Source organism: Streptomyces sp. NPDC025721 (assembly GCF_055558595.1).
The window spans coordinates 521970-543475 of the sequence record NZ_JBVHMF010000001.1 but is presented as its reverse complement, the minus strand read 5'-3'; the positions used below and the strand labels follow the sequence as shown (position 1 = coordinate 543475).

The 21506-nt window shown below is 71.7% G+C and carries 22 protein-coding genes; 4 read left to right on the top strand and 18 right to left on the bottom strand.

Going from position 1 to position 21506, the window contains the following annotated elements:
* Positions 1–55 precede the first annotated feature (55 nt).
* Complete coding sequence (locus ACZ4EF_RS02415; RefSeq protein WP_188279929.1) at positions 56–1435, bottom strand: transcriptional regulator; 1380 nt, start codon at positions 1433–1435, stop codon at positions 56–58.
* 237 nt (positions 1436–1672) lie between these two features.
* Here ACZ4EF_RS02415 and ACZ4EF_RS02410 point away from each other — a divergent pair, with 237 nt between their 5' ends.
* The 3 genes from ACZ4EF_RS02410 (at position 1673) to ACZ4EF_RS02400 (ending at position 5053) form a co-directional block, all read left to right on the top strand.
* Positions 1673–2350: a bifunctional DNA primase/polymerase gene (locus ACZ4EF_RS02410; RefSeq protein WP_401310104.1), complete on the top strand. Its 678-nt coding sequence runs from the start codon at positions 1673–1675 to the stop codon at positions 2348–2350.
* A 142-nt stretch (positions 2351–2492) separates the two neighbouring features.
* Positions 2493–3374 carry an ABC transporter ATP-binding protein gene (locus tag ACZ4EF_RS02405; protein ID WP_391043145.1) on the top strand — a complete coding sequence of 294 codons (882 nt, stop codon included), beginning with the start codon at positions 2493–2495 and terminating at the stop codon, positions 3372–3374.
* On the top strand, positions 3374–5053 hold the full coding sequence (locus tag ACZ4EF_RS02400; RefSeq protein ID WP_467502334.1) for a transporter: 1680 nt from the start codon (positions 3374–3376) through the stop codon (positions 5051–5053). Before ACZ4EF_RS02405 ends, ACZ4EF_RS02400 begins: the two co-directional genes overlap by 1 nt.
* On the opposite strand, the gene ACZ4EF_RS02395 is transcribed toward ACZ4EF_RS02400, so the two are convergent.
* Positions 4992–6371: an MFS transporter gene (locus ACZ4EF_RS02395; RefSeq protein ID WP_467502332.1), complete on the bottom strand. Its 1380-nt coding sequence runs from the start codon at positions 6369–6371 to the stop codon at positions 4992–4994. The genes ACZ4EF_RS02400 and ACZ4EF_RS02395 overlap by 62 nt on opposite strands.
* 194 nt (positions 6372–6565) lie before the next feature.
* Here ACZ4EF_RS02395 and ACZ4EF_RS02390 point away from each other — a divergent pair, with 194 nt between their 5' ends.
* On the top strand, positions 6566–7204 hold the full coding sequence (locus ACZ4EF_RS02390) for a CGNR zinc finger domain-containing protein (RefSeq protein WP_467502330.1): 639 nt from the start codon (positions 6566–6568) through the stop codon (positions 7202–7204).
* Positions 7205–7213: 9 nt separating this feature from the next.
* On the opposite strand, the gene ACZ4EF_RS02385 is transcribed toward ACZ4EF_RS02390, so the two are convergent.
* The 16 genes from ACZ4EF_RS02385 to ACZ4EF_RS02310 form a co-directional block, all read right to left on the bottom strand.
* Positions 7214–7819, bottom strand: coding sequence for a hypothetical protein (locus ACZ4EF_RS02385; RefSeq protein WP_467344903.1), 606 nt, complete (start codon positions 7817–7819; stop codon positions 7214–7216).
* Positions 7816–8361 (bottom strand): hypothetical protein, encoded by a 546-nt coding sequence (locus tag ACZ4EF_RS02380; RefSeq protein WP_401310087.1) that lies wholly within the window; start codon positions 8359–8361, stop codon positions 7816–7818. The genes ACZ4EF_RS02385 and ACZ4EF_RS02380 overlap by 4 nt, the downstream gene beginning before the upstream one ends.
* Positions 8362–8447: 86 nt before the next feature.
* Positions 8448–8834 carry a hypothetical protein gene (locus tag ACZ4EF_RS02375; protein WP_467502328.1) on the bottom strand — a complete coding sequence of 129 codons (387 nt, stop codon included), beginning with the start codon at positions 8832–8834 and terminating at the stop codon, positions 8448–8450.
* Positions 8835–8889: 55 nt separating this feature from the next.
* Complete coding sequence (locus ACZ4EF_RS02370; RefSeq protein ID WP_467502326.1) at positions 8890–10203, bottom strand: hypothetical protein; 1314 nt, start codon at positions 10201–10203, stop codon at positions 8890–8892.
* Between the two features lie 5 nt (positions 10204–10208).
* Entirely contained in the window at positions 10209–10484 is a 276-nt protein-coding gene (locus ACZ4EF_RS02365) for a hypothetical protein (protein ID WP_467502324.1), read from the bottom strand.
* Positions 10485–10604: 120 nt separating this feature from the next.
* Positions 10605–11627 (bottom strand): hypothetical protein, encoded by a 1023-nt coding sequence (locus ACZ4EF_RS02360; protein WP_467502322.1) that lies wholly within the window; start codon positions 11625–11627, stop codon positions 10605–10607.
* Positions 11624–12289, bottom strand: coding sequence for a hypothetical protein (locus tag ACZ4EF_RS02355; RefSeq protein WP_467502321.1), 666 nt, complete (start codon positions 12287–12289; stop codon positions 11624–11626). The genes ACZ4EF_RS02360 and ACZ4EF_RS02355 overlap by 4 nt, the downstream gene beginning before the upstream one ends.
* 75 nt (positions 12290–12364) lie before the next feature.
* The gene (locus tag ACZ4EF_RS02350; RefSeq protein ID WP_467502319.1) at positions 12365–15430 is read right to left on the bottom strand and encodes a LysM peptidoglycan-binding domain-containing protein; all 3066 of its coding nucleotides are present in this window, start codon (positions 15428–15430) and stop codon (positions 12365–12367) included.
* 147 nt (positions 15431–15577) lie between these two features.
* On the bottom strand, positions 15578–16069 hold the full coding sequence (locus ACZ4EF_RS02345) for a Tad domain-containing protein (protein ID WP_391043130.1): 492 nt from the start codon (positions 16067–16069) through the stop codon (positions 15578–15580).
* Between the two features lie 3 nt (positions 16070–16072).
* Complete coding sequence (locus ACZ4EF_RS02340; protein WP_355337501.1) at positions 16073–16516, bottom strand: TadE/TadG family type IV pilus assembly protein; 444 nt, start codon at positions 16514–16516, stop codon at positions 16073–16075.
* Between the two features lie 4 nt (positions 16517–16520).
* Positions 16521–17039 (bottom strand): TadE family protein, encoded by a 519-nt coding sequence (locus tag ACZ4EF_RS02335; RefSeq protein ID WP_355337498.1) that lies wholly within the window; start codon positions 17037–17039, stop codon positions 16521–16523.
* A 20-nt stretch (positions 17040–17059) separates the two neighbouring features.
* The gene (locus tag ACZ4EF_RS02330) at positions 17060–17308 is read right to left on the bottom strand and encodes a hypothetical protein (protein ID WP_391043127.1); all 249 of its coding nucleotides are present in this window, start codon (positions 17306–17308) and stop codon (positions 17060–17062) included.
* Positions 17309–17408: 100 nt separating this feature from the next.
* The gene (locus ACZ4EF_RS02325; RefSeq protein ID WP_391162464.1) at positions 17409–18320 is read right to left on the bottom strand and encodes a type II secretion system F family protein; all 912 of its coding nucleotides are present in this window, start codon (positions 18318–18320) and stop codon (positions 17409–17411) included.
* A complete protein-coding gene (locus ACZ4EF_RS02320) occupies positions 18317–19393 on the bottom strand; it encodes a type II secretion system F family protein (RefSeq protein ID WP_355337489.1) in 1077 nt (358 codons plus the stop codon). Before ACZ4EF_RS02320 ends, ACZ4EF_RS02325 begins: the two co-directional genes overlap by 4 nt.
* Positions 19393–20700 (bottom strand): CpaF family protein, encoded by a 1308-nt coding sequence (locus ACZ4EF_RS02315; protein WP_391162465.1) that lies wholly within the window; start codon positions 20698–20700, stop codon positions 19393–19395. Before ACZ4EF_RS02315 ends, ACZ4EF_RS02320 begins: the two co-directional genes overlap by 1 nt.
* Entirely contained in the window at positions 20697–21500 is an 804-nt protein-coding gene (locus ACZ4EF_RS02310) for a hypothetical protein (RefSeq protein ID WP_391162466.1), read from the bottom strand. Before ACZ4EF_RS02310 ends, ACZ4EF_RS02315 begins: the two co-directional genes overlap by 4 nt.
* Positions 21501–21506: the final 6 nt, after the last annotated feature.

Sequence of the window (21506 nt, the reverse complement as noted above, 5' to 3'; positions counted from 1 at the left end):
TTGGCCACCGCGCGGGGACGCGGTGTCGGTCGCGTAACGATTCGGTGATGGTCCGCTATGCGGCGTCCTGTTCCTCCAGACGGGCGCCGAACTCGCGGACCACGGGCTCCGCCGCGTAGGGCTCCAGGCGGCGGCGGAAGTCGTCCAGGTACTCCGCGCCGCGGTTAGAGCGCAGACCGGACAGAAGGGTGACGGCGCGGGTGCCCGTGTTGCAGGCCTCTTCCAGTTCGCGCTGCTGCACCTGGGCGTCGGCGAGCAGCAGCATGTCGATGGCACGCCGCCTGGTGCGCGATTCGGGGTGCGCGGCGAGCGCTTCCTCCGCGCGGCGCGCGGCGGGCGCGGCCTGGCCGAGGTCGCGGTGACAGTGCGCCAGTTCGTCGGCGAGGTAGGCGTGGTCGAAGTGGGCGATCCAGGGCGGGTCGTCGTCGGGCCGGGAGTGTTCCATGGACTCGACCGCGAGGTTGGCCACGGTCGCGAAGGTGCGGGCGTCGCCGAGCAGCGCGTGGCCGCGGGCCTCCGCGGCGTAGAACATCGCCTCCGCCGTGGGTGTCACCTGGCCGCGGGCGCCTTCCTGTGCCGCGCGGGCGAGTTGGGCGATCTCGCGCGGGTTGCCGAGCGAGGCGGCGAGGTGGCTCATGCTGGCCGCGAGGATGTAGCCGCCGTAGCCGCGGTCGCCCGCCGCCTGGGCCAGGCGCAGCGCCTGGATGTAGTAGCGCTGGGCGAGTCCGGGCTGTCCGGTGTCGACGGCCATGTAGCCCGCCAGTTCGGTCAACCGCGCGACGGCGCCGAAGAGTTCCCTGCCGACCTGGTCGCGGTAGGTGCCCGCGAGTAACCCGGACACCACGCTGTTGAGGTAGTGGACGACGACCGGGCGGACGTGTCCGCTGCCGAAGCGGTGGTCCAGGTCGGTGAGCGCCTGCGTCGTCGCCTTGACGGCCTCGACGTCCGACATGCCCACCCTGGCACCGCCGTTGCGGGCGACGCCCTGGTCGGGGCGGGTGATCAGCCAGTCGCGGCTGGGCTCGACGAGGGCGGAGGCGGCGACCGTGGAGCCGGTGAGGAAGTCGCGGCGGCCGACGTCGCTGCGCCACAGCTCGCAGACCTGCTCGATCGCGCCGAGGACGGTCGGCGCGAAGTGCAGACCTATGCCGGTGGCCAGGTTCTTGCCGTTGGCCATGCCGATCTCGTCGATGGACACGGCGCGTCCCAGCTTGCGGCCGATCGCCTCGGCGATGATGGCCGGGGCCCGGCCGCGCGGCTGCTGACCCCGCAGCCAGCGGGCCACGGACGTCTTGTCGTACCGCAGGTCGAGGCCGTGTTCGGCGCCGCACATGTTGACCCTGCGGGCGAGCCCGGCGTTGGAGCAGCCGGCCTCCTGGATAAGTGCCTGAAGCCGTTCGTTCGGTTGCCGAGCCACGAGCGGTCGTGCGGCCATCAATTCCCCCACTTCGACGATGCGTACCTCGTCCTGGTGACAGGTGCCCATCTCATCACCGAAAAATGCCCTGTTAGAGCGGCATTTCATGTCGTTTTCGCCTTTAGCGGAACGAGCGGAACGACACGCGGACCCCAAGTGACTACCCGAATACGGGCCCGGATCGCGCACGCGCCCCCGGGCGTGCACCAGTGCGCCCGCCATGAGCCGAGGGGCCGGCCCCCGTAACTCACGCTGATGAGGGAAGTTGTGCAGCGCGTGGAAGACACCATCGGAGCACCGCGGCAGCTCACCGCCCAACTTCTCGACACGGCCGTCCGATACGCGCAGGAGCGGCACTGGGACGTGCTCCCCGGCTCCTGGATCGAGGACGACACGGGCGGCCCCGCGCTGTGCTCCTGCGCGTCTCCCACCTGCCCTGCTCCCGGCGCCCACCCGACCCGGCCCGACTGGGCGGCGCACGCCAGCGGCAGCGCCGACGCGGTACGGCGCATGTGGGGCAAGCAGCCGCGCGCCTCGGTCCTGTTGCCGACGGGCCGTACGTTCGACGCGGTCGACGTGCCGGAGGTGGCGGGGTGCCTGGCGCTGGCCAGGATGGAGCGGATGGATCTGCCGCTGGGCCCGGTGATCTGCACGCCCGACCGCAGGCTGGTCTTCTTCGTCCTGCCCGGCGCCACCGTCAAGGTGCCCGATCTGCTGCGGAAGTTGGGCTGGGCGCCCGGCTCGCTCGACCTGCGGGTGCGCGGCGAGGGCGACTGGATCGCCGCGCCGCCGACGCGGACGGGGCCGGGCGCCTCGGTGCAGTGGGCGCGGCAGCCGACCGCCCTGAACCGGTGGCTGCCGGACGTCGAGGAGCTGCTGAGCCCGCTGGCGTACGCGTGCGGGCGGGAGTTGGCGGCGGCGAGGGGCCGCTGACCCCTGCGCGCGGGGCTCACGCTCCCGAGTCCTTCGGTCACTGTCAGTGGTCGCGTCTAGGGTTGTCGGACGTAGACCTTCGCGCGTCGTCCGACCAGCGGCGCGCCGGGGGCAGGGGCGCGAGACGGGGAGAGGTGCCGCCATGTCGGAGCCGCAGAGGTCGCAGGGGGAGCAGGAGTCGCAGCGGAAGCTGACGCCGTACCGGCCGGTGCCGTACGGGAGGACCGCCGAGGAGGTGTCCGAGGCGGCCGGAGACACCGATCCGGTCGCGGTGCGTGTGCGCGGGCTGTGGAAGCGGTTCGGTGAGCAAGTGGCCGTGGCCGGGATCGATCTGGAGCTGCCCGCGGGCCGCTTCATCGGCCTGGTGGGGCCGAACGGGGCGGGGAAGACGACCTCGCTCTCCATGATCACCGGCCTGCTGCGGCCGGACGACGGCAGTGTGCGGATCGTGGGCCACGACGTGTGGACGGACCCGGTCGGCGTGAAGTCCAGGATCGGCGTGCTGCCGGAGGGTCTGCGGCTGTTCGAGCGGCTGTCGGGGCGTGAACTGCTCGGTTACACGGGCCGGTTGCGCGGTCTGCCGGGCGCCGAGGTCGACAAACGCGCCGGTCAGCTCCTCGACGTCCTGGACCTGTCGGCCGCGCAGAACAAGCTGGTCGTCGACTACTCCACCGGTATGCGGAAGAAGATCGGCCTGGCCGCCGCCCTGCTGCACAATCCCGAAGTCCTCTTCCTCGACGAGCCGTTCGAGGGCGTCGACCCGGTGTCCGCACAGGTCATCCGCGGTGTGCTGGAGCGTTATACGGAGTCGGGCGGCACGGTCGTCTTCTCCTCGCACGTGATGGAGCTGGTGGAGAGCCTGTGCGACTGGGTCGCGGTCATGGCCGCGGGCAAGATCGTGGCGCGCGGCCCGCTCGCCGAGGTGCGCGGCACCGCTCCCTCGCTCCAGGACGCCTTCTTGTCGCTGGTGGGCGCCGACCGGCGCGACGGGCAGGCGCTCGACTGGCTGAGCGGCGGCAAGTGATGACCACCTCGGCCACCACCCCGCTCGCCGCTCCCGCGCCGCCGACCGCGCTCGGTCGCGGTTCCTCGCTCACGCCGGTCTTCGTACGGCTCAAGCTCACCCTCTTCCGCAACGGCCTGCGCCGGTCCACCGGCCGTACGGTCGGCTGGTCCCTCGGCGTCGCCTTCGCGATGCTGTACGCGCTCGGCATGGGCGCCGGAATGGTCGCGCTGCGGAACAACCACTACGCACCGTCCGCCGCCGTCACGGTGACCGTCGTCCTGGTCGTGGGCTGGGCGATCATGCCGCTGTTCTTCTTCGGCGGCGACGACACGCTCGACCCGACCCGGCTGGCGATGCTGCCGCTACGGCCGCGCCCGCTGATAACGGCGCTGTTGGTGTCGTCGCTGATCGGCGTCGGTCCGCTCTTCACACTGCTGGTGTCGACCGGTGCGGTCGTCGCGGTCGCGCACGGCGGGGCCGCGTGGGTCGTCGCGGTCGTGGCCGTGGCCCTGACGCTGCTGCTGTGCGTGGCGCTGTCGCGGGCGGTGGCCGCCGCCAACACCCGGCTGCTGACCAGCCGGAAGGGCCGCGACCTGGCCCTGCTCAGCGGTCTGTTCGTGGCGGTGGGTGCCCAGCTCGTCAACCTCGGCGTCAACTCGCTGTCGTCCGACGGCGGTCTGCACCGGGCGACCTCGGTGGCGTCCGTACTGCGCTGGATTCCGCCCGCGCCCGCCGTGGACGCGGTGCGTTCGACGGCGCGCGGGTCGTACGGCCTGGCCGTCGTGCAACTGGCCCTCACCGTCGCCGTGCTGGCGCTGGTCCTGCGCTGGTGGCACGCCAGCCTGCACCGGCTGATGGTCTCGCCCGACGCGTCCACGCTCCAGGCGGCGCCGGAGCGCGAGGGGTCGAGGGCGCGGGGCGGGGCGGCGGCGGGCCCTTCGCTGCCGGCCCGGCTGCTGCCCGGACGGCTGGTGGGCGGCCGGACGGCCACGGTGATGGAGCGGCAGTTCCGGTACCTGTGGCGCGACCCGAGGTCGAAGGCGGCGTGGGCGACCGGGCTGGCCGTCGGGCTGCTGCTGCCGCTGGTCGCGGTGGTGCAGCACGGCACCGTCTACCAGTGCCTGTGGGCGGCGGGGCTGCTCGGCATGCAGATGTACAACCAGTTCGGCATGGACGGCTCCGCTTTCTGGACGGTGTCGGCGACGATCACCACCCGCAGGGACGCGGCGCTCGAACTGCGCGGCCGGGCGCTGACGTTGGCCGCCATCGCCGTGCCGTACGTCACCGTCGTCACCACCGGCGCGGCGCTGCTGCTCCACCGGGTGTCGGCGCTGCCCGAGACGCTGGGGCTGTCCTTCGCCTTCCTGGGCGCGCTCATCGCGACCGGCAGTTACGCGAGCGTCCGCTACCCGTACGCGCTCCCGCAGGACAACCCGTTCGCCAACGCGGCGCCCGGCCAGGGCGGTCTCGTCGCGCTGAACGTCGTCGGCGGCACCTTCAGCGGCGCGGCGCTGTCGCTACCGGTGATCGCGCTGACCCTCGCCCTCCACTTCAACGATCTCCATTCGCTGCTGTGGCTGGTGCTCCCGGTGGGCGCGCTGTACGGGCTCGCGGTCGCGGCGGTCTCGCTGCGGTTCACCGCTCCGCGGCTGCTCGATCGTCTTCCGGAGATCCTGGGGGTGGTGGCGAAGGCGTGACGGACGGGGCCGGTGGCAGGTGGTCGTTGAGGGCGGTGCCGTCCTTGCCTGCCCGGCCTGTGCTGCCGTCCTTTCCTGTCCGGCCTGTGCTGCTTTTCCTGTCGGCGGTGCCGGCCGTGTCGATGCCGTCCGCTCGGTCGGCGCGGCGCCGCGGGCCGCGCCATTCCGCGATCCAGTAGAGCAGCGCGAGGGCGGGCAGGGCGGCGCCGAGCAGGGCCACCGAGGTCCAGCCACCGGCGTGGTAGGCGTAGGAACCGGCCTGTGATCCGACCGCGCCGCCGACGAAGAAGGTGGCCATGAAGGCGCTGTTGAGCCGGGACCTGGCCTGGCCGTCGAGCCGGTAGATCACCTGCTGGCCGAGGATCAGGGTGGTCTGCACGGCCATGTCGAGAAGCACCGCGGCGGCGCCGAGCGCGATGACGCTGTGCCGTCCCACCCCGGCGAGACCGAAGGCCAGGGCCGCGGTGACGAAGGCGACGGCCGTCATCGGCCGGACCAGGCCGCGGTCGGCCCAGCGTCCGGCGAGCGGTGCCACCAGTGCGCCGCCCGCGCCCGCGAGCGCGAAGAGGCCGACCTGCCACTGGCTGTAGTTGAAGGGATCGCTGGTCAGAACGAAGGAGATGGTGGTCCAGAAGACGCTGAAGGCGCCGAACATCGCGGCCTGGTACAGCGCCCTGCGCCGCAGCGCCGGATGGACGCGCAGCAGGCGGGCGGTGGAGCGCAGCAGGAGCCCGTACGACAGCGTGGCAGCGTCGGCTCCGGGAGCGCGGCGCGGCAGGGACCTGCGCAGTACCAGGGTCAGTACGGTCATCAGCCCGGCCGAGGTCAGGTAGACGACCCGCCAGCTGGTCGCGTCCGCCAGCAGGCTGCCGAAGGTACGGGACAGCAGGATGCCGGTCAGCAGGCCGCTCATCACCTGCCCGACGACCTTGCCGCGGCTCTCGTCCGGCGCGAGGTCGGCGGCGAAGGGCACGAGGATCTGGGCGACGACGAGCGTCGTGCCGACGATCAGCAGCGCGGCGAGCAGGACGGCGAAGCCCGGTGCGAGACCGGCCAGCACCAGACCGGCGATGGTGAGAGCGAGCAGGACGGTGGCGAGGCGGCGCTTCTCGATGACGTCGCCGAGCGGGACGATGAGCAGCAGGCCGGCGGCGTAACCGAGTTGGGAGACGGTGACGAGGCTGCCCGCGGCGACCGCGCCGATCCCGAACGCCTGGCGCAACTCGCTGAGCAGCGGCTGCGCGTAGTAGAGGTTGGCGACGGTCAGGCCGCAGGCCACGGCGAGCAGGACGATGAGGCGGCGGGGCGGGCCCGGCACGGGGACCGGTGTGGCGCCGACTGCGTGTCCGGGCCCTGCGGCGGCGGGTCCGGACGCGGGTATGTGCACGGGTTCGGGCCCTGGGGACGGTGCGTCGGACGACGGCTGGGACATCGATACCTCGTCGAAGTGGAAACCGGTTTAACCAGTTCCGAAGGTACCAGTTAAACCGGTTCCCCGGTAGAGTGGCCCGTATGACCGCGAACGGCATCGACGCCTACGCCCCGGCCCTGGACGGCGGCCGTGCTCAGCCGCGTTTCCGCGAGGGCGCCGGGCGGCTGTGCCTCGACTACCTGCGGACACTGCGCTACCGGGGCACGCCCGCGGTCACCGAGGAGCTGGCCGATCCGGAGGCGCTGATCGCCTGGGTACGGCAGTGCGGCCCCTGCTCCGACGTACCCGCCACCCCGCCCACACCCGCCCGGCTGCGCGAGGCCCGCGCCTTGCGCGAGGCGGTCCACGCGCTGGTCAGCGCCGCCATGGCCCCCGGCAGGGAACCCGGCGCGGCCCCCGGCTCCGGCCTCGGCGACACCGCCCGCGCCCGGCTCAACCGCGCCGCCGCCCACGCCGTCCCCGCCCCCCGCCTCGCCCCCTCCGGCGACCTCCAGTGGCATGCGGACGACCCCCTCGCCGCGACCCTCGCCATGATCGCCCGCGACGCCCTCGACCTCGCCGCCACCCCCGAACTGCTGCCGCGCCTGCGTCCCTGCGCCTCCCCGACCTGCGGCGCCGTCTTCCTCGACCAGTCCCGTCCGGGGACGCGGCGCTGGTGCTCCATGGACGTGTGCGGCAACCAGGCCAAGAAGACGGCGCTACGGGCGCGGAGCGCGTAGCCGGTGACGTCAGGGGCCGAAGTGCAGGGCCCGCGCGAAGGCGTCGATGTCGTCCATCGCCCGGAGCACCCGCCCCGGATCGGGCGCCGCCGTCATCACGAGCACGTCCGCACCGTGCTCGGGCACGCGCCACGCGTAACGGAGGCCGATGGTGATGCCGTTGTCGTCCGGGTCGACGAAGTAGCGCATCACGCGGATGCCGGTGCCCAAGTGCTCACTGCCGAAGTCCTCGACGATCGGCGGCTCCACGGCGTACTCCGCGTCCGCGTGGGTGAGCTCCCGCAATTCGCCGGGCAGTTCGCCCTCGATGTCGAACTCCGCCCAGTACACGGCCAGCGGATTCCCGCGCGGGCCGTCCAGGTGGAAGTGCAGCCCGTACCCCGGATAGACGCGCGGATACCGCTCCATCCCGTACGTCAGCGCCTCGGCCAACTCCCGTACCTCGCCGGGGCCCGGCGTCAAGGCGCTGTCCTCCCAGTGCGCCTCGGCCATCACCCGCGCGTACGCGGCGGCGTCCGGGAACTCCCCCTCGCTCCCCGGCACCGGCCACCGCGTCGGCACCCACACCCACCGCGAACCGTCCACCCGCCGGGCGTCCAGCCGGCTCCCGCTCACGCGTAGCTCCAACGGAACGTCGTCATCAGCGCGTCGAACAACTCGGCCAGCGCCCTGGTGAATTCGCTGCCCGGATCCCCGTCCCCCACCGTCGAGAACGCCACCGCGAGCCACCGCCCCGCGCCCTGCCTCGGCACGGGGACGACGTAGTCGACATGCCGCGCATACGTCTCCACCGGTTCGCTCTCGCGGAGGGCCGGCGGCTCCACGTACTCCCACCGCACGCCCAACGTCCCCGCGACCTCCCGCACTTCCCCTGGCGCCCCGCCCCGCTCCTCCCCCACCAGCCGCCCCAACACGGCCTCCGCCCCCGTCTCCTCCCCCGCCCACTCCCCCGCCACCTCGGCGACCACGAACGACGCCCCCACCACCAGCCCCGCCCGCGCCTTCACCGGCACATACAGATCCAGCCCACCCCCCGCCCTCGCCTCCCGCGCCATCCCCTCCACCCTCCGGCGCACCTCCGCCCGAAACGCCATCCCCTCATCCCTCGGCACCCCCGCCGGAATCCGCTCGATCCCCCGAAACACCTTCTCGTCCAACGCCGTCGCGGTGCCCGCGCGCAGAGGGATCCGGGCCCAGCCCGGGGGCAGCACGAGGGTGTACCCGACGGGGGTGGTCGCGGCCGTCACCGGGCCGCCTCCGCCGGGGGTTTGCGGCGCAGCCGCACTTTGGCGAGCCAGGCGGTGGCTGGAGCCAGCAAGGGGATGGGCGCGAGGTAGACGATGCCGGTCGACGCGACCGCCAAGGCGTTCATCAATCCGCCGAGCCCCACGTAGAAGAGCACCCCGGAATCCCAGCCTCGACTACGCCGCAGACCGTGCATACCTAGCCACACCAGGAGCTGTCCTGCGCAGGACAAGCTCAGCATCTCCGCGACGAAGACGGTCCGGCTCGGATCGGTCAGGCGAGCTGTGACGGAAATCAGGCAGAGCCCACCGAACGGCACCACCGCGCTCCACCGGACCAACTTGTCGCTGCGCGCGAGCAAGGAAGCATTCGTCACGTCGCTCACAGAGAACACCCCTGTTCCCGGAGCAAGTCGTGAGCCGCCGTCTGCTGCCGTGCGCTTACCACGTGGTTCCGACCTCCCGCGTGTACCGGTCCTTGAAGTCTCCGTAGGGCCCATACGCAGGTTTCTGCGGAATCGCATCGCTATCGCCCACGATCTTGTCGACGCCGTCGGCCACGGTGGCAGCTCCCCAAGCTCCTTGAAACAGCCGTCGGTGCCGCTCGGCACCCTGGCTCGCCCGCTGCACAGCGCCACTCTCCGGATACGCGGCCCGCATCCGGACCACGTCCTTGTAAAGATTCGCCGTCTCGCGGTCGCCGCCCAGAAGCACCGCTTCGCGCTGGGTGGCCTCGGCCACGGGGGTGGCGGCCTCGCCCGCAGCGGCGGCGCGGCCCGCGCGCTTGGCCGCCGCCTTGGCGATGTTGCGCTCGTGGCGGGCCGTGGCCCGGGCTGCGCTGGTGGTACCGCGACGATTGACGGTGGCGGAGGTCCGGTCGAGGACCGACCGGGAGGCGCGGGTGGCAGTGGCGGCGGCCCGCTCCTCGGCTGCGGCCTCGGCGGCGAGCTTCGTGGCGATCTGGACGCCTCGGAGATTGTTGAGGGCGATCGTGCCAACGCCCATGGTAAGGAGGCCGAAGATGTCCATGCCGACGTCCAGCCAGGAACAGTCACCGGCGGAGGCGAGCAGCAGGTGCGCGGCGAAAACGCCGATCGCGAGCCACATCGCGAGTGCCGCGACCCAGCCCGCTGGAGTCATCACGATCGCAACCAGGGCGATAGCGGTGGCGACCCAGCTCATCACGTCCGCGACAAGCGAAATCGCCCCCTTCACCCCGTCAATCTCGTTCTTGCGCCGCTCCCACCAACTGTCCTTGATCTTGTCGTTGATCTCGTGCCGGATACGCGCCGCGTAGTGCGAGGCCCGCTCGTCACGATGGGCCTCGACCCTGGTCAGGGAGCGGCGGTACTTGGCGAGCGGGTCGTCGCCCGAGGCAGATTCGGTGTCCTCAGGGGGAGCCGTCTCGGCGTCGGCGCGTGCGCCTCGCAGGATGCGGTCGGCGTCGGACTGGATGGCCTCCAATTCGCCGGCCCAGGCGGTGAGATGGCCGTGGACGCGTTCGTAGCGGCCGGCGGTCTCGCGGAGGTGGACTTCCAGTTCGCGGGCTTCGTCGCGCAGTTTGGTGGCGTAGCGGCCCTTGAGGCCGTCGCCGGTGCCGATGACCTTGAGGTCGGCGGCCTCGGCTCTGAGCATGCCCGCGAGGTGCTTCATGTGGGCGACCTCGTCGCGGATGGACTCGGGGTCACCGGGGGTGGGATCGGTGTCGGTGAGAGGGTGCCAGTCGCGCGGGCGCGGCCTGGTGGTCGTCGCCACGGGGGTCAGCCGCTCTTGGCGAGGTGTTCGTCGGTCTGCTTGAACGTCTCGCGGGCCGCGCCGACGAGTCCGCCGACGGACTCGATGCCGCCGATGAGCTTCTTGCGGTACCACGCCCAGTTGTTGACGAACGCGTCCATCGCGCCCGCTACCGCGCCCGACCCCCAGATGTGGTGCAGGTCGTCCCGATGGGCCTTGATGCATTTGAACTCGAAGTGCAGCTTCGTCAACAGCCGCTCCGAATCGGCGAGCACCTGATCCGTCACCTTGAGGTCCGCCATCCTCGTACCCCGACCACCCTCGTTGTCGCCGTCATATGCCGTTACCTACGGACTGACAACGACCCCGATCCGCCTCGGGGTTACGGGTGAATCGGATTTGACGCGGCACCGCTCACACGCTCAGCGCACCACCGTCTGGACCTCCTTCGCCACCACCGCGACATCATTGCCCGACAGTCCGTCCGGCAAGCCCGGCTCCGCCACCGGTCCGTTCGGATTCGCCGACGCCGTCCACGTCACCTTCCACGTGATCTCGGCGTGCAGGGTGTACGGGCCCGCTTTGCGGTACGTGACGTTGCAGGCGTCCTTCGACGAGTCCACCTGGTACCCGCCGCCCGCGGCAGGTGTGAGGTCGTATTCACACGTCTGCGGCTCGGCGTAAGGAGTACCCGCGTCGATGCGAAGGGCGCTGGGAACAGCGACAGTTGTGGCAGCGATGGTGAGGCCGAGTGCGTCGAAGCTGGCGGTCACCCAGACACGGTCGGGGAGGGCCCCGGTGAACGACGCGAAGGTGGGGACGTTGACGATTTGGTTGTCGGCGACCGGGCTCAATCGGACGGGGGGTGTGGGCAGCAGCAGGGCCTTGTAGGCCAGGCCCGACAGCACCTGGGGTGAGAGAGCGAGCATCGGCTTGGGGGCGACGGCGTCGACCCACTGTTGGCCGGGGATCGACGTGCACGCGGCCACCCGGCCGGGCGTCGTGGAACCGGACGTCATCTGGTCGACGTCGTAGGTCCGGAACCACCATGCGCCCTTGGCGTCTTCGTGGAAGTCGGTGCGCTTCTTGACGGTCTCGGCGATCTGGGCGGCGTTGGGACCGATTCCGACGTTCTCAGGGCCGAGCGCCCAGTCCTTGTACTGCTCCGCGTCGTACTTCGGCTGACTCCAGCACAGCGGCGGCGTCCAGTTGCGGTCCACCGCCGACACCGGTACCGAGCGTCCGCTGCCGTTGTGGCGTGTGTCCAGTTGGACGCCCGCGCTGATGGAGCCGTTGTCGGAGGTCGCCTGACGCGTAGGAGGCTTGGACGGCGGGGAGATGGGGTCGCCGTCTCCCGCGACGGCGGGACTCGCCGCTCCCAGTAACGCGACGCCGAGGATATTGAGGACGCTCGCGCCGACGACGGCCCGCCGAGGGGCCCTCATTGGCAGGCCGGGGCGGCCGCTTTGCCCTGGAAGGAGTCGAGTTGCCAGACGCCCGCCGCGTTCCTCAGCAAAGTGGCCGTATAGAGGCGGTAGTCGTCGGCGGTCGGCGCGGTGTGCAGGACCTCACCGGTCTTGATGTCCTTCGAGTACGCCTTGGACTGGTCTTCGCAATAGGTCACGACCGCGGTGTCGGCCGTCACCGCCGTCACCTTGCGGTCGTAGTAGCGGTAGGTCCCCGTCACCGTACGGCCCTCTTTCTTCCGCTTCGCGATCTGCTCAGCGTAGAACGACCGGGCCTGTCCGGAGAAGTACGCTTTCAGTACGTTCGAGGCCGGATCCAGGTCCACGTAAAGCTTCTGACGTGCCGTCAATGTGTCGGCCTGGCCGTGCAGTACCGCGTCCTTGGCGGCGTCGCCGGTCGCATCGGCGTCGATGACGACCTTGATGTCGGACGGCAGGTGGAAGTCCATGGGCTCCGCCGTCGCGGAGGTGACCGGCGACGCCGTGGCGGACGCGGTCGGCGACGGGGCGGACTGGGACGACGGAGTGTCGGTGATCTTGTCGCTCGCGGAGTCGTCCGAGCCACCGCAGGCCGTGAGGGTGACGAGGGCCGTCACCGTGAGGGTGACGGTCGAGACCGCGGCGGCGAGGGACTTGTTCATCGAAGCTCCGTGAGAGTCCGTGGGGAGAGGGTCGGTTGGTGATACTCCCCCGCCATGATGGTCAGTTCGTGAGGGTCAGTTGGCGATGCTGCCGCGCCAATCGGGGAGCAGTTCGTCCAGGAGGGCTTCGACGCGGGGCGGGAGGCCGCGGCTGGGGCCGCCGAGGGAGTCGCTGCGGGCGATGAGGGAGTTGGCGGCGGCCTGGAGGCGGGCGGGGTCGCCGGTGGCCTGGGTGGCGCGGAGGAGTTCGAGCCAGAGGCGCTCGTCGTTGGGGGAGACGACCAGGGCCGCCTCGATGGCCGCGACGGCCGCCTTCGGCTTGGCCGCGTCGAGGTGGAGGGCGGAGAGCGCGAGGGCGATCTCGGCGACGAGGACGGGGTGTTGGGCGTCGACTATCTCGTGGGAGAGCCAGCCGTAGCGGCCCGCGGTGCGGTCCTGGAGGAGCGGGCCGCGGGCCAGCGAGAGGGCCTGGGTGAGCAGGCGGCGGCGGGCGGTGGGGTCGGAGGCGGCGCTGCCCTCGGTGGCCTCGTGGTGGAGGGTCTGGAGGACGTCCCAGTCGGAGACGACGGAGGACGCGAGGACGATCCGGCCGGTGTCGTCGATGGTGAGCCGGGCGATGCCGCCGGGGTCGGTGCCGAGCCAGTCGCGGAGGCGCTCGACGAGGGCGTCGCGTACGTCCTCGGTGACACCGCGCGGCCAGAGCGCGGAGGCCAGGACGCGGGGGTGGACGCCTTCGCGGTGCAGGAGGAGCAGGGCCAGGGCCTCGTGGAGGAGCTGGCTGCGCTCGGCGGACGGTTCGTCGACGCCGACGAGTTCGAAGGAGCCGAGCAGGCGCGCGTACACGCCGGGCCGTCCCTGGTCGGAGAGGTCCACCATGAACGGCGGGGCGTCGGGGCCCGATCCGGGGCCGTCCTCGCCGCCCGCCTCGGCGAACAGCCGCAGCACGGCCTGGTACTGATCGGCGGGCAGCACCTGCGCTTCGAGGTCGAGGCCGAGCAGCGGGGCGAGCAGCCGTCCCGCGGAGGTGATCTCCAGCTCCCAGGCGGCGCCCGGCATGTCGGGACGGCTGGAGGCGACGAGGTAGCCGATGCCGAGCCGGCCCGCGTCGGAGGCGAGTTCGGCCAGCCGGTTCGCCTCCTCCTCGGTGGGCTCGGCGGCGAGCAGGACGAGGTGCGGTGCCCATTGGGTGTGCTGGGCGCGGCCGGTGCGCCCGGTGAGGACGCTGTCCTGGCCCGCTGTACGCAGGGCGCCCGCCCGCTGCGCGGTCTCCGCGGACATCGTCTCGATGACCTCGGGCACGTCGGCGAGGTGCCGGACGCGGGCGGGGGCGAGGGCCGTGAGGTCCTCGGCGAAGCCGACAAGGGTGACGGTCATCCGGTCCGACCAGCCGTTGGTGGCCAACTCCGAGGCGACGGAGGCCAGTACGGCCTCGCGGTCGGCGGCGGCTCCGGACAGCGAGACGATGCCGGGCACCGCTTCGAGGTTGAGCAGCAGCCGCGCTCCGTCGAGCGTGCCGAGCGCGACCAGGCCGGGGTACGGGGCCGCCGCCGACACGTCCGCGTCCTCGGTGAGGTCGGCGCGGTCGAGCCGCCAGAAGGTCTGGTCCTGGCCGAGCTGCCAGGGGGCCGGCGGCTGGCCCTCGGGCCAGGCCAGTTGCAGGTGCAGGGCCTCGTCGGTGAGCCACGCGGCGTAGACGGTCGGGAGCTTGAGGCCCTCGGCGTCGAGGCGGCCGGACAGCGCGCGCAGCGCGCGGTCGAGGAAGGCGACGGTGTCCTGGTCGGCGCCCACGCGCAGGGCGTCGGCGGCGTCGGCCTGCGGCCCGGTGGGGGTGCGCGGCGTGCGCAGGCCGCCCGCGGTGACCGACTGCCACAGGGCCGTACGACGGCGGCGGCCGAGCGCGGCGAGCAGGCCCGCGGCCAGCAGCGGGGCGGCGATCAGCGCTTCGGACAGGTCGAAGCCGTGCGAGTGGGAGGAGGAGTTCGCGGTGAAGGCGGCGGTGGGCCCATGCTCGGGTGCCGTCTCGGCGTGGGCCGGGGTGGTGACGGCCGCGTGGCGACCGCCGGACCCGCCCGTGCCCGTACCGCCCGTGCCCGTACCGTCGGGGCCGGTCTCGGCGGACGCGCTGTCGGTGGAGCCGGAACCGCCCGATCCGCCGCCCTGGGCGCCGGTCCCGCCGCCGCCCTGCTCGGCCGCCGCGTGCTGGGCGGAGGCGTGCGCGCCCTCGGCCGTGGTGTCCTTGGCGCCGCCGTGCTCGGCGTAATGCTGCACGTCGGGCGCGACGTGCGTGGCCGCGACGGGCATCTCCACGAGATCGCCGCCGTGCGCGTCGGAGGGCATCTCCATCACCCAGCCGGGCCGGATGAGGCTGGCCTGCGACAGCTTGGAGCCGTCCGGCTGCACGCGGTCCTTGTTGAGCTGGTAGATCTCGTTGTACCTGCGGCCGTCGCCGAGGTGGCGCTGCGCGATCTCCCACAGCGAGTCGTGGTGCCTGCCCTCGGGCGGCTGGATCCGGTAGAACTTGGTGTCCTTGTGCGCCGACTGACCCGCGCTCTGGTGCGATCCCGCCGCGTGCTGGGCGGCCTGCTGATGCGGTACGGCGGCGCTGACGGTACGTGCCTGGTGCTGCTGGCCGGGGGTCTGCTGCGCGGTGGCGGCCACGCCCGGCCGCGCCTGGCTCTCGTGCTGGTTGCCCTGGCCGAGCTGGGACAGACCGGGGACGAGGCCCGCGGTGCTCACGCCGACGAGCAGCAGCGCCGCGATCAACTGCCGTGCCAGCAACTGGCTCGGGCCCGCGCCCGGCACCCGGCTCGGCATGCCCACGCCGGAGACCGCCGCCTTGGTCTCGACCAGCACGCACGCCGTGAACTGCGCCCAGGCCAGCCATACGATCACGGCCAGCGTGTTGACGAACGTCTCGCTGGTGATGGGCTGTTGCACCAGGTCGGAGTCGAAGTGGTGCGGGAACGGCGACCCGATGAAGTACAGGAGCGCGCCCGGCACGCCCACCACGAGCACGGCGAGCGCCAGGAACGCGCCGAGCGCGCGCACGACGTCGCCGAACGTACGGTGCCTGCGCGGCGGGCGCGCCGCCGCCCCACCCTGCTGCGTACGGTTACGTCCCGTGGCGGTCGCGCGTGCCATGGCTGCTTCCTCTGCCTTCGGTTGGAGCGGCTGGTGCTTCGGCTGAACGGCTGGTGCTGTACGACTGGTGCTGTACGACTGCTGCGGAACGACTGGTGCTATACGACTGGTGCTGTACGACTGCTGCTAAGGGCTGCTTGTCACGGACTAGTTGGCCGGTCCCGTGACGGACTCGGCCGCCGCCGTACCGTGGACGACGATGTTGTGGTCGTAGAAGAAACCGGTGAGCATCGGCTCATACGTGAGCTGGACGGTCACCTCCACCCGGTTGGGCAGGGCGGAGGTGCAGTAGGAGGCCATGACGTCGGCCGGGCTCAGCCCCGACTGCTCGGCGAAATTCCTGACCCTGCCGGTGCAGGCCCCGGTGTTGATCACGGGCTGGGTGCCCGCGGGAGCGTTGCGCAGCGCCTCGACGTCGATGTCCTGGGCCGCGTAACGGGCCGCCTGCTCGGCTATGTCGGCGGCGCGCTCGCGCTTGGAGATCGACAGTCCGCCGTCGACGACGAAGGCGGCGAGCGCCATGAACACCACGGCGAAGATAAGCATCGCGGCGGTGCCGGAGCCGCGGTCGGGGCGGCGTACCACCCTCCGCGCCACCCTTCCTACGAGGCGCCGTACGACGTGCCGTGTCGCGTGCATCGGTCACTCCGCCCGTCGGTACGGGTCGAGCGGTGAGGCCGCCGTCGACGTGATCGTCTTGTTGATCTTGAGGCCGAGCGAGGCGAGGCCGCGGATGGTGCAGCTCACCTCGACCCTGAAGAGGGTGTCGGCCTCGAAGCCCTCGCTGGTCTTCTTCACCGACAAGGTGCCGGCCACGCAGGTGTCGCCGAGGTCCGCCCGGGCCGCCGCGATCGCCTCGGACATGGCGACGCCCTGACTGCGCTGGATCGACCCCGCACGGGCGGCGTCCCTGGCGGCGCCGTCCACCGCGCCCCGGCCGTCGACGAGTTGGCCGAAGGCGACCAGGATCAGGATGAACAGGATCATGATCGGGGCGAGGATCACCACCTCGATGGTGGACAGCCCTCCGTCGGCCCGCTCCCCCACCCGTCTGGTGCGCAGTGCGGTTCGCAGTCGGGTACGCATCGGATCAGCCCCCGTTGTCCGGTACGAAGCGCTCCACCGGCCCCTGGGAACTTTCGTTCACCTTGAAGTGGAAGCCGGGGAAGATGGTCGGTACGTCGGCCGTGACGCGCACGCCGACCGTGGCCGCGTCCGGCTGCAAGGACGTCACCTTGCGGCCGTCCAGCAGATTCGGTCCGAGCTGGTCGATACGGTCCTCGGCCGCGCTGGTCGCCTTGCCCGACCAGCCGCCGGGATCGGCGTCGGCCTCCGCCCGCGCCTTGCGGGCACCGGCGTGCGCGGCCGCCTGCGCGACATGGTCGGCGAAGGAGTACAGACCGAACTGCACCGTCGCGAAGATCATGAAGAACAGGACCGGGGTGAGGAAGACGAACTCGATCGCGGTCATCCCGCGGTCATCGCCGGTAGGCGCCCCCGCGCCGCTTACCGCTCTCGTGCTCGTACGGCTGCCCACGCCGCTGTCGCCGCGGGCGGCGTCCAGCCTGCGGCGTACGGCGTGGTGCAGCGCGTCGATTCGTCGTTCCATCACGGATATCGGTCCCGGCCTCAGCAGGTCTTGCTGTCCGTGGTGTTCGAGATGCAGTTGCCGACGTCCGATGCCTTGCCCTTGAGGGCGCCGTTGATGATGACGGCGACCACGCCGACGACGGTGACGACCACCGCGGAGATGATCACCCACTCGACGGCGGAGGCACCGCGGGACAGGCCCTCGGAACGGGCGCGCTCGACGCGCCCCTTGAGGAAGGTGAGAAGGAAGTCGACAGCCGGATGGCTGACCTTGGACAAGCGGTTCATGGTTCAAGTCCTCTCGACTCGACGCTCGGCGTTTCGATGACAGTGGTGCTCAGGAGGGACGGTGACGATCGGAGACAGTGGTGCTCAGAGACGTTGGCGGTCAGACCTGGAACACGCGCATCGCGGCGGGAAAGATCAGGAAGACCAGGAAGCCCGCGCACAGCAGGAGTTGCGCGACGAGCATGGACTGGGACTTCTCGCCCGCGGATCCCTCGATCTCGGCGAGTTCCCGGTGCCGCATCGTCTCGGCGCGCGAGGCGAGCGACTCGCGGACCTTCGCGCCGTCGTCGGCCACCAGGCCGAGTGTGACGGACAGGTCCCTCAACTCCTCGACGCCCAGCTCGTCGCCGAGTCTGCCGAGGGCCACCCACTGGCTGGTGCCGGTGATCCGGGCATCGGCCAGGCAGTTGCGGATACGGGTCAGGGCCCAGCCGTCGCTGATCTCGGCGGCGGCCATCAGGGCCTCGGGCAGACCGCGGCCGCCCGCGAGGTTCATCGACACCAGGTCGAGGTAGGCGCCGATGACCCGGCGCAGGTCCTTGCGCTTGTCGGCGGCGTCGCGGCGCACTTCGAAGTCCGGCAGGAGGAAGAAGACGCCGCCGCAGATCAGGGCCATCCAGACCGGGATCACGGGGTTGCTGCCCATGCCGAGCTGCCAGATCACGGCGAAGAGGAACGGCCCGAAGATCACACCGGCCGCGGCCAGGATGATCTTCGTGGCCAGGAAGTTCTCCCAGCTCCGGTCGAGCACGGCGAGGTCGGCGCGGAGCGAGCGCTGCTCCCAGCCCTGTTGGAGGTAGAAGGTGGCGACCCGCTGGCCGACGCGGCCCTTGAAGTCGGTCGGTGCGGAGTGCGCCGGTCCGCTGCTGACCGGGCCCGCGGCGCGCATCGCGTCGATCTGCGCCACCGTGTGCACGGCGCTGCGCTTGCCGGGCATGAGCGCCCGGATGAGGACGAAGACGCCGAGGCCGACTGCCGCGCCGACCAGGCAGGTGAAGAGGATGTTGTTCATCGTGCCGCCCCCTGACCCGGGATGGCCTGGCCCGGTACGCCGCCGTGGCCGGGCACACCGCCGCGGCCCGGTGCCGCCGCGTGGCCGGGTGCGGCGTGCCCCGGCGCTCCGTGACCCGGCAGCGGCTGGCCGGGGGTCGCCTGTGCGTGGGCGCCGTGGCCGGGCGGCACTCCGATGCGGTCGGCGGCCGAAACGCGCTCCGGCTCATGGACCAGGAACCGGTCCGGCGTCTCGATGTTCGACAGCTTCCGCAGCCACCAGAATCCGGCCGCGAACAGCGCGCACACCAAGGTGAGTACGGCCTGGCCGATCGCCGTGCCGTACGGCTCGACGAAGCTGCGGTTGAAGATGGCCAGACCCAGCACGAAGGCCACGGACACCACGACGACGATCTGCACACTGCGCCGGGTGCTCGCGCGCTGCGCCATCACGCGCTGCCGCATGTCCACTTCCTCGCGGGCCGACTTGGCGAGCGCGCCGAGCACTTCGCGCAGACCGGGTCCGCGCAGGCGGGCGTTGAGGATGAGCGCGGCGATGATGATGTCGGCCGACGCGTCGTTGATCTCGTCGGCGAGGTGCTGGAGCGCCTCCGGCAGCGGGGTGCGCGACCTGAGGCGGTCGACGAGCGACGACAGGTGGCCGCGCAGTGCGGGTGCGGCGGCGCGGGCCGAGGCGGGTATGGCCTGTTCGAGGCCGACGGCGCCCGCGATGGTGTCGCGCAGCGACTCGGTCCAGGCCGCCAGCGCTTCGACGCGCTTCATCGCGGCGCGTTCCTCCGCCGCGCCGCCGAAGAGCTTGTCCCAGGTGAAGACCAGCACGGCGGTGGAGACACCGAGGACGGCCCAGCGGGTCAGGCCGAGGACGACGAGTCCCGCGACGATGGCGAGCGAGCCGCGCTGCGACAGGAAGCGCATGAACTCCGCCGCTTTGTCGCCGGACGACTCACCCGGCGCTGTCGCACCGGGCTTGGGCGCCCAGCCGCGCATCGCGAGGACGAACAGCGCGATACCGCCGCCGACGGCGGCTCCGGCGAGCAGTCCGTAGAGCACGGACAGGGAGAAGATCCCGGTCATTACCGCCACACCCCCGTGGGCTGGTAGCCGTTGGCGAGGAGTTCCTCGAGGCAGGAGATCGGGGCGTGCGGCAGTGCCACGCCCTCCCGCCCCTCGGCGAACACCTCGCTGGACAGTACGCGGCCGTCCACGCCGTTCACCTCACGGACGGAGGTGACCACACGGCGCAGGGTGCCGCCGCGCTGGAAGTCGTTGCGTCGCTGCACGAAGACGACGAAGTCGATGGCGCCCGCCACCAGCATCTGCGACGCCTCGACCGGCAGCCGCTCGCGCGCCTGGAGTGCGTAGGTGGAGATGCGGTTGAAGACCTCGGCGGAGCTGTTGGCGTGAATGGTGGACAGGGAGCCGTCGTTGCCCTGTGACATCGCGTTGAGCATGGTGACGATCTCGTCGCCGAGCACCTCACCGACGATGACGCGCGAGGGGTTCATGCGCAGCGAGCGGCGGACCAGCTCGGCCATCGAAATGGCGCCCTGTCCTTCGGAGTTGGGCAGCCGCTCCTCGAACGCCACGACGTTGGGATGGATCTCGGGGAACTGGTCGAGGCCGAGTTCCAGCGCGCGCTCGACGGTGATCAGGCGCTCGTGCGGCGGGATGACGTTGGCCAGCGCGCGCAGCAGCGTCGTCTTTCCGGCGTTGGTGGCGCCGGCGATCATCACGTTCTTACGGGCGAGGACGGCGGCCGACAGGAAGGAGCCCAACTCCGGGGTGAGCGTGTAGTTGCCGACCAGGTCGGAGAGGAAGACCTTGCCGAGGCGGGCGCGGCGGATGGACAGCGCGGGGCGGCGCGTGACGTCCATGACGGCGGAGAGCCGGGAGCCGTCCGGGAGCCGCAGGTCGAGTTGCGGGTTCGCGGAGTCGAAGGGGCGCGAGGACAGGCCGGAGTACGCGCCGAGCACCTGGATCAGCTCGATGAGTTCCTCGTCGGACTCGGCGACCGGCTCGACCTGGAGCTCGCGGCCGTCGGAGTAGCCGACGAAGACCTGGTCGCAGCCGTTGATGTCGATGTTCTCGACCTCGGTGTCGTCGAGCAGCGGCTGAAGCCTGCCGACACCGAAGAGCGCGGCGTGCACGGCTGCCGCGTACGCCTCCTCGGCCTGCGCGTCGGGCGGGGTGCGGCCGAGGTTGATCTCGGCGCGGGCGTAGTCCTCCAGGATCTGCGCGATGATCGCCCGCGCGAACTGCCGCTCGTCCTCGGGTGACATGGCGGGTTCGCCGGTCACCTGGTCCAGTCGGCGCTGTTCCGAGATGCGGTCGCCCGCCTCCTGCCGGAACCGCTTGACCAACTGGTGGTCGACGGTGCTCATCGGAGCACTCCGTACCGGTGCGGTACGTCGGCGGTGATCTGCCGGGCCGAGCGGATCAGCAGGGACTTGTCCAGGCGGCCCCGGCGGCGGCCGTTGAGGGTGTCGGCGCCCGCCGTGTCGTGCGCGAGGGTGCCGACGACCCGTGCGGAGATCTGCGAGGCCACCAGCATCTCGTTGACCTGGCTGGCCTGTCGGGCGCTGTGGCTGGGGTCGGTGATGAGCACGATGCCGATCGGCGGGTGGCCGAGCGCGGCGGCGGCGCCGCGCTGCGAGCCGTGCAGTTTGGCCGACAGCGCACCGGCCCTGTCCCGTACCCGCGCGAGGTGTTCGGGTTCGGTGCGGGCCACCAGGAGGACGAGGGCGGCGTGCGAGAAGAGGTCGAGGGTGGGCGAGTCGGCGCCGATCCGGCCGCAGTCGGCGATCACGTCGGCGGCGCCGTTGGGCGACTCGGCGAGCGTGGCGAACGCCTGGCCGAGCATCGGCCACAGTCCGGACAGACCGGCGGCCTGTTCGGCGCTGCCGATGCCGACGAGGACGTCGAGTCCGCCGGCCAGCGGCTGGGCGTGGTCCCACAACTGCTCGGCGGCCAGGCCGCGTCGGGCGGTGGCGGCCAGCGAGAGCAGGCCGGTGTTGGGGTCGAGCATGCCGCCGTGCGCGGCGGGTGAGCGGTAGACGAGGTCGCCGCCCGCCGGGTCGGCCTCCGCCAGCAGGACACGGCGCGGCCAGACGGCGGCGAGCGCGACGGCGCTGGTGGTGACGCCTGGTGAGCCCTTGTCCGCGGCGATTGCGATCAGTGCCATGACGTA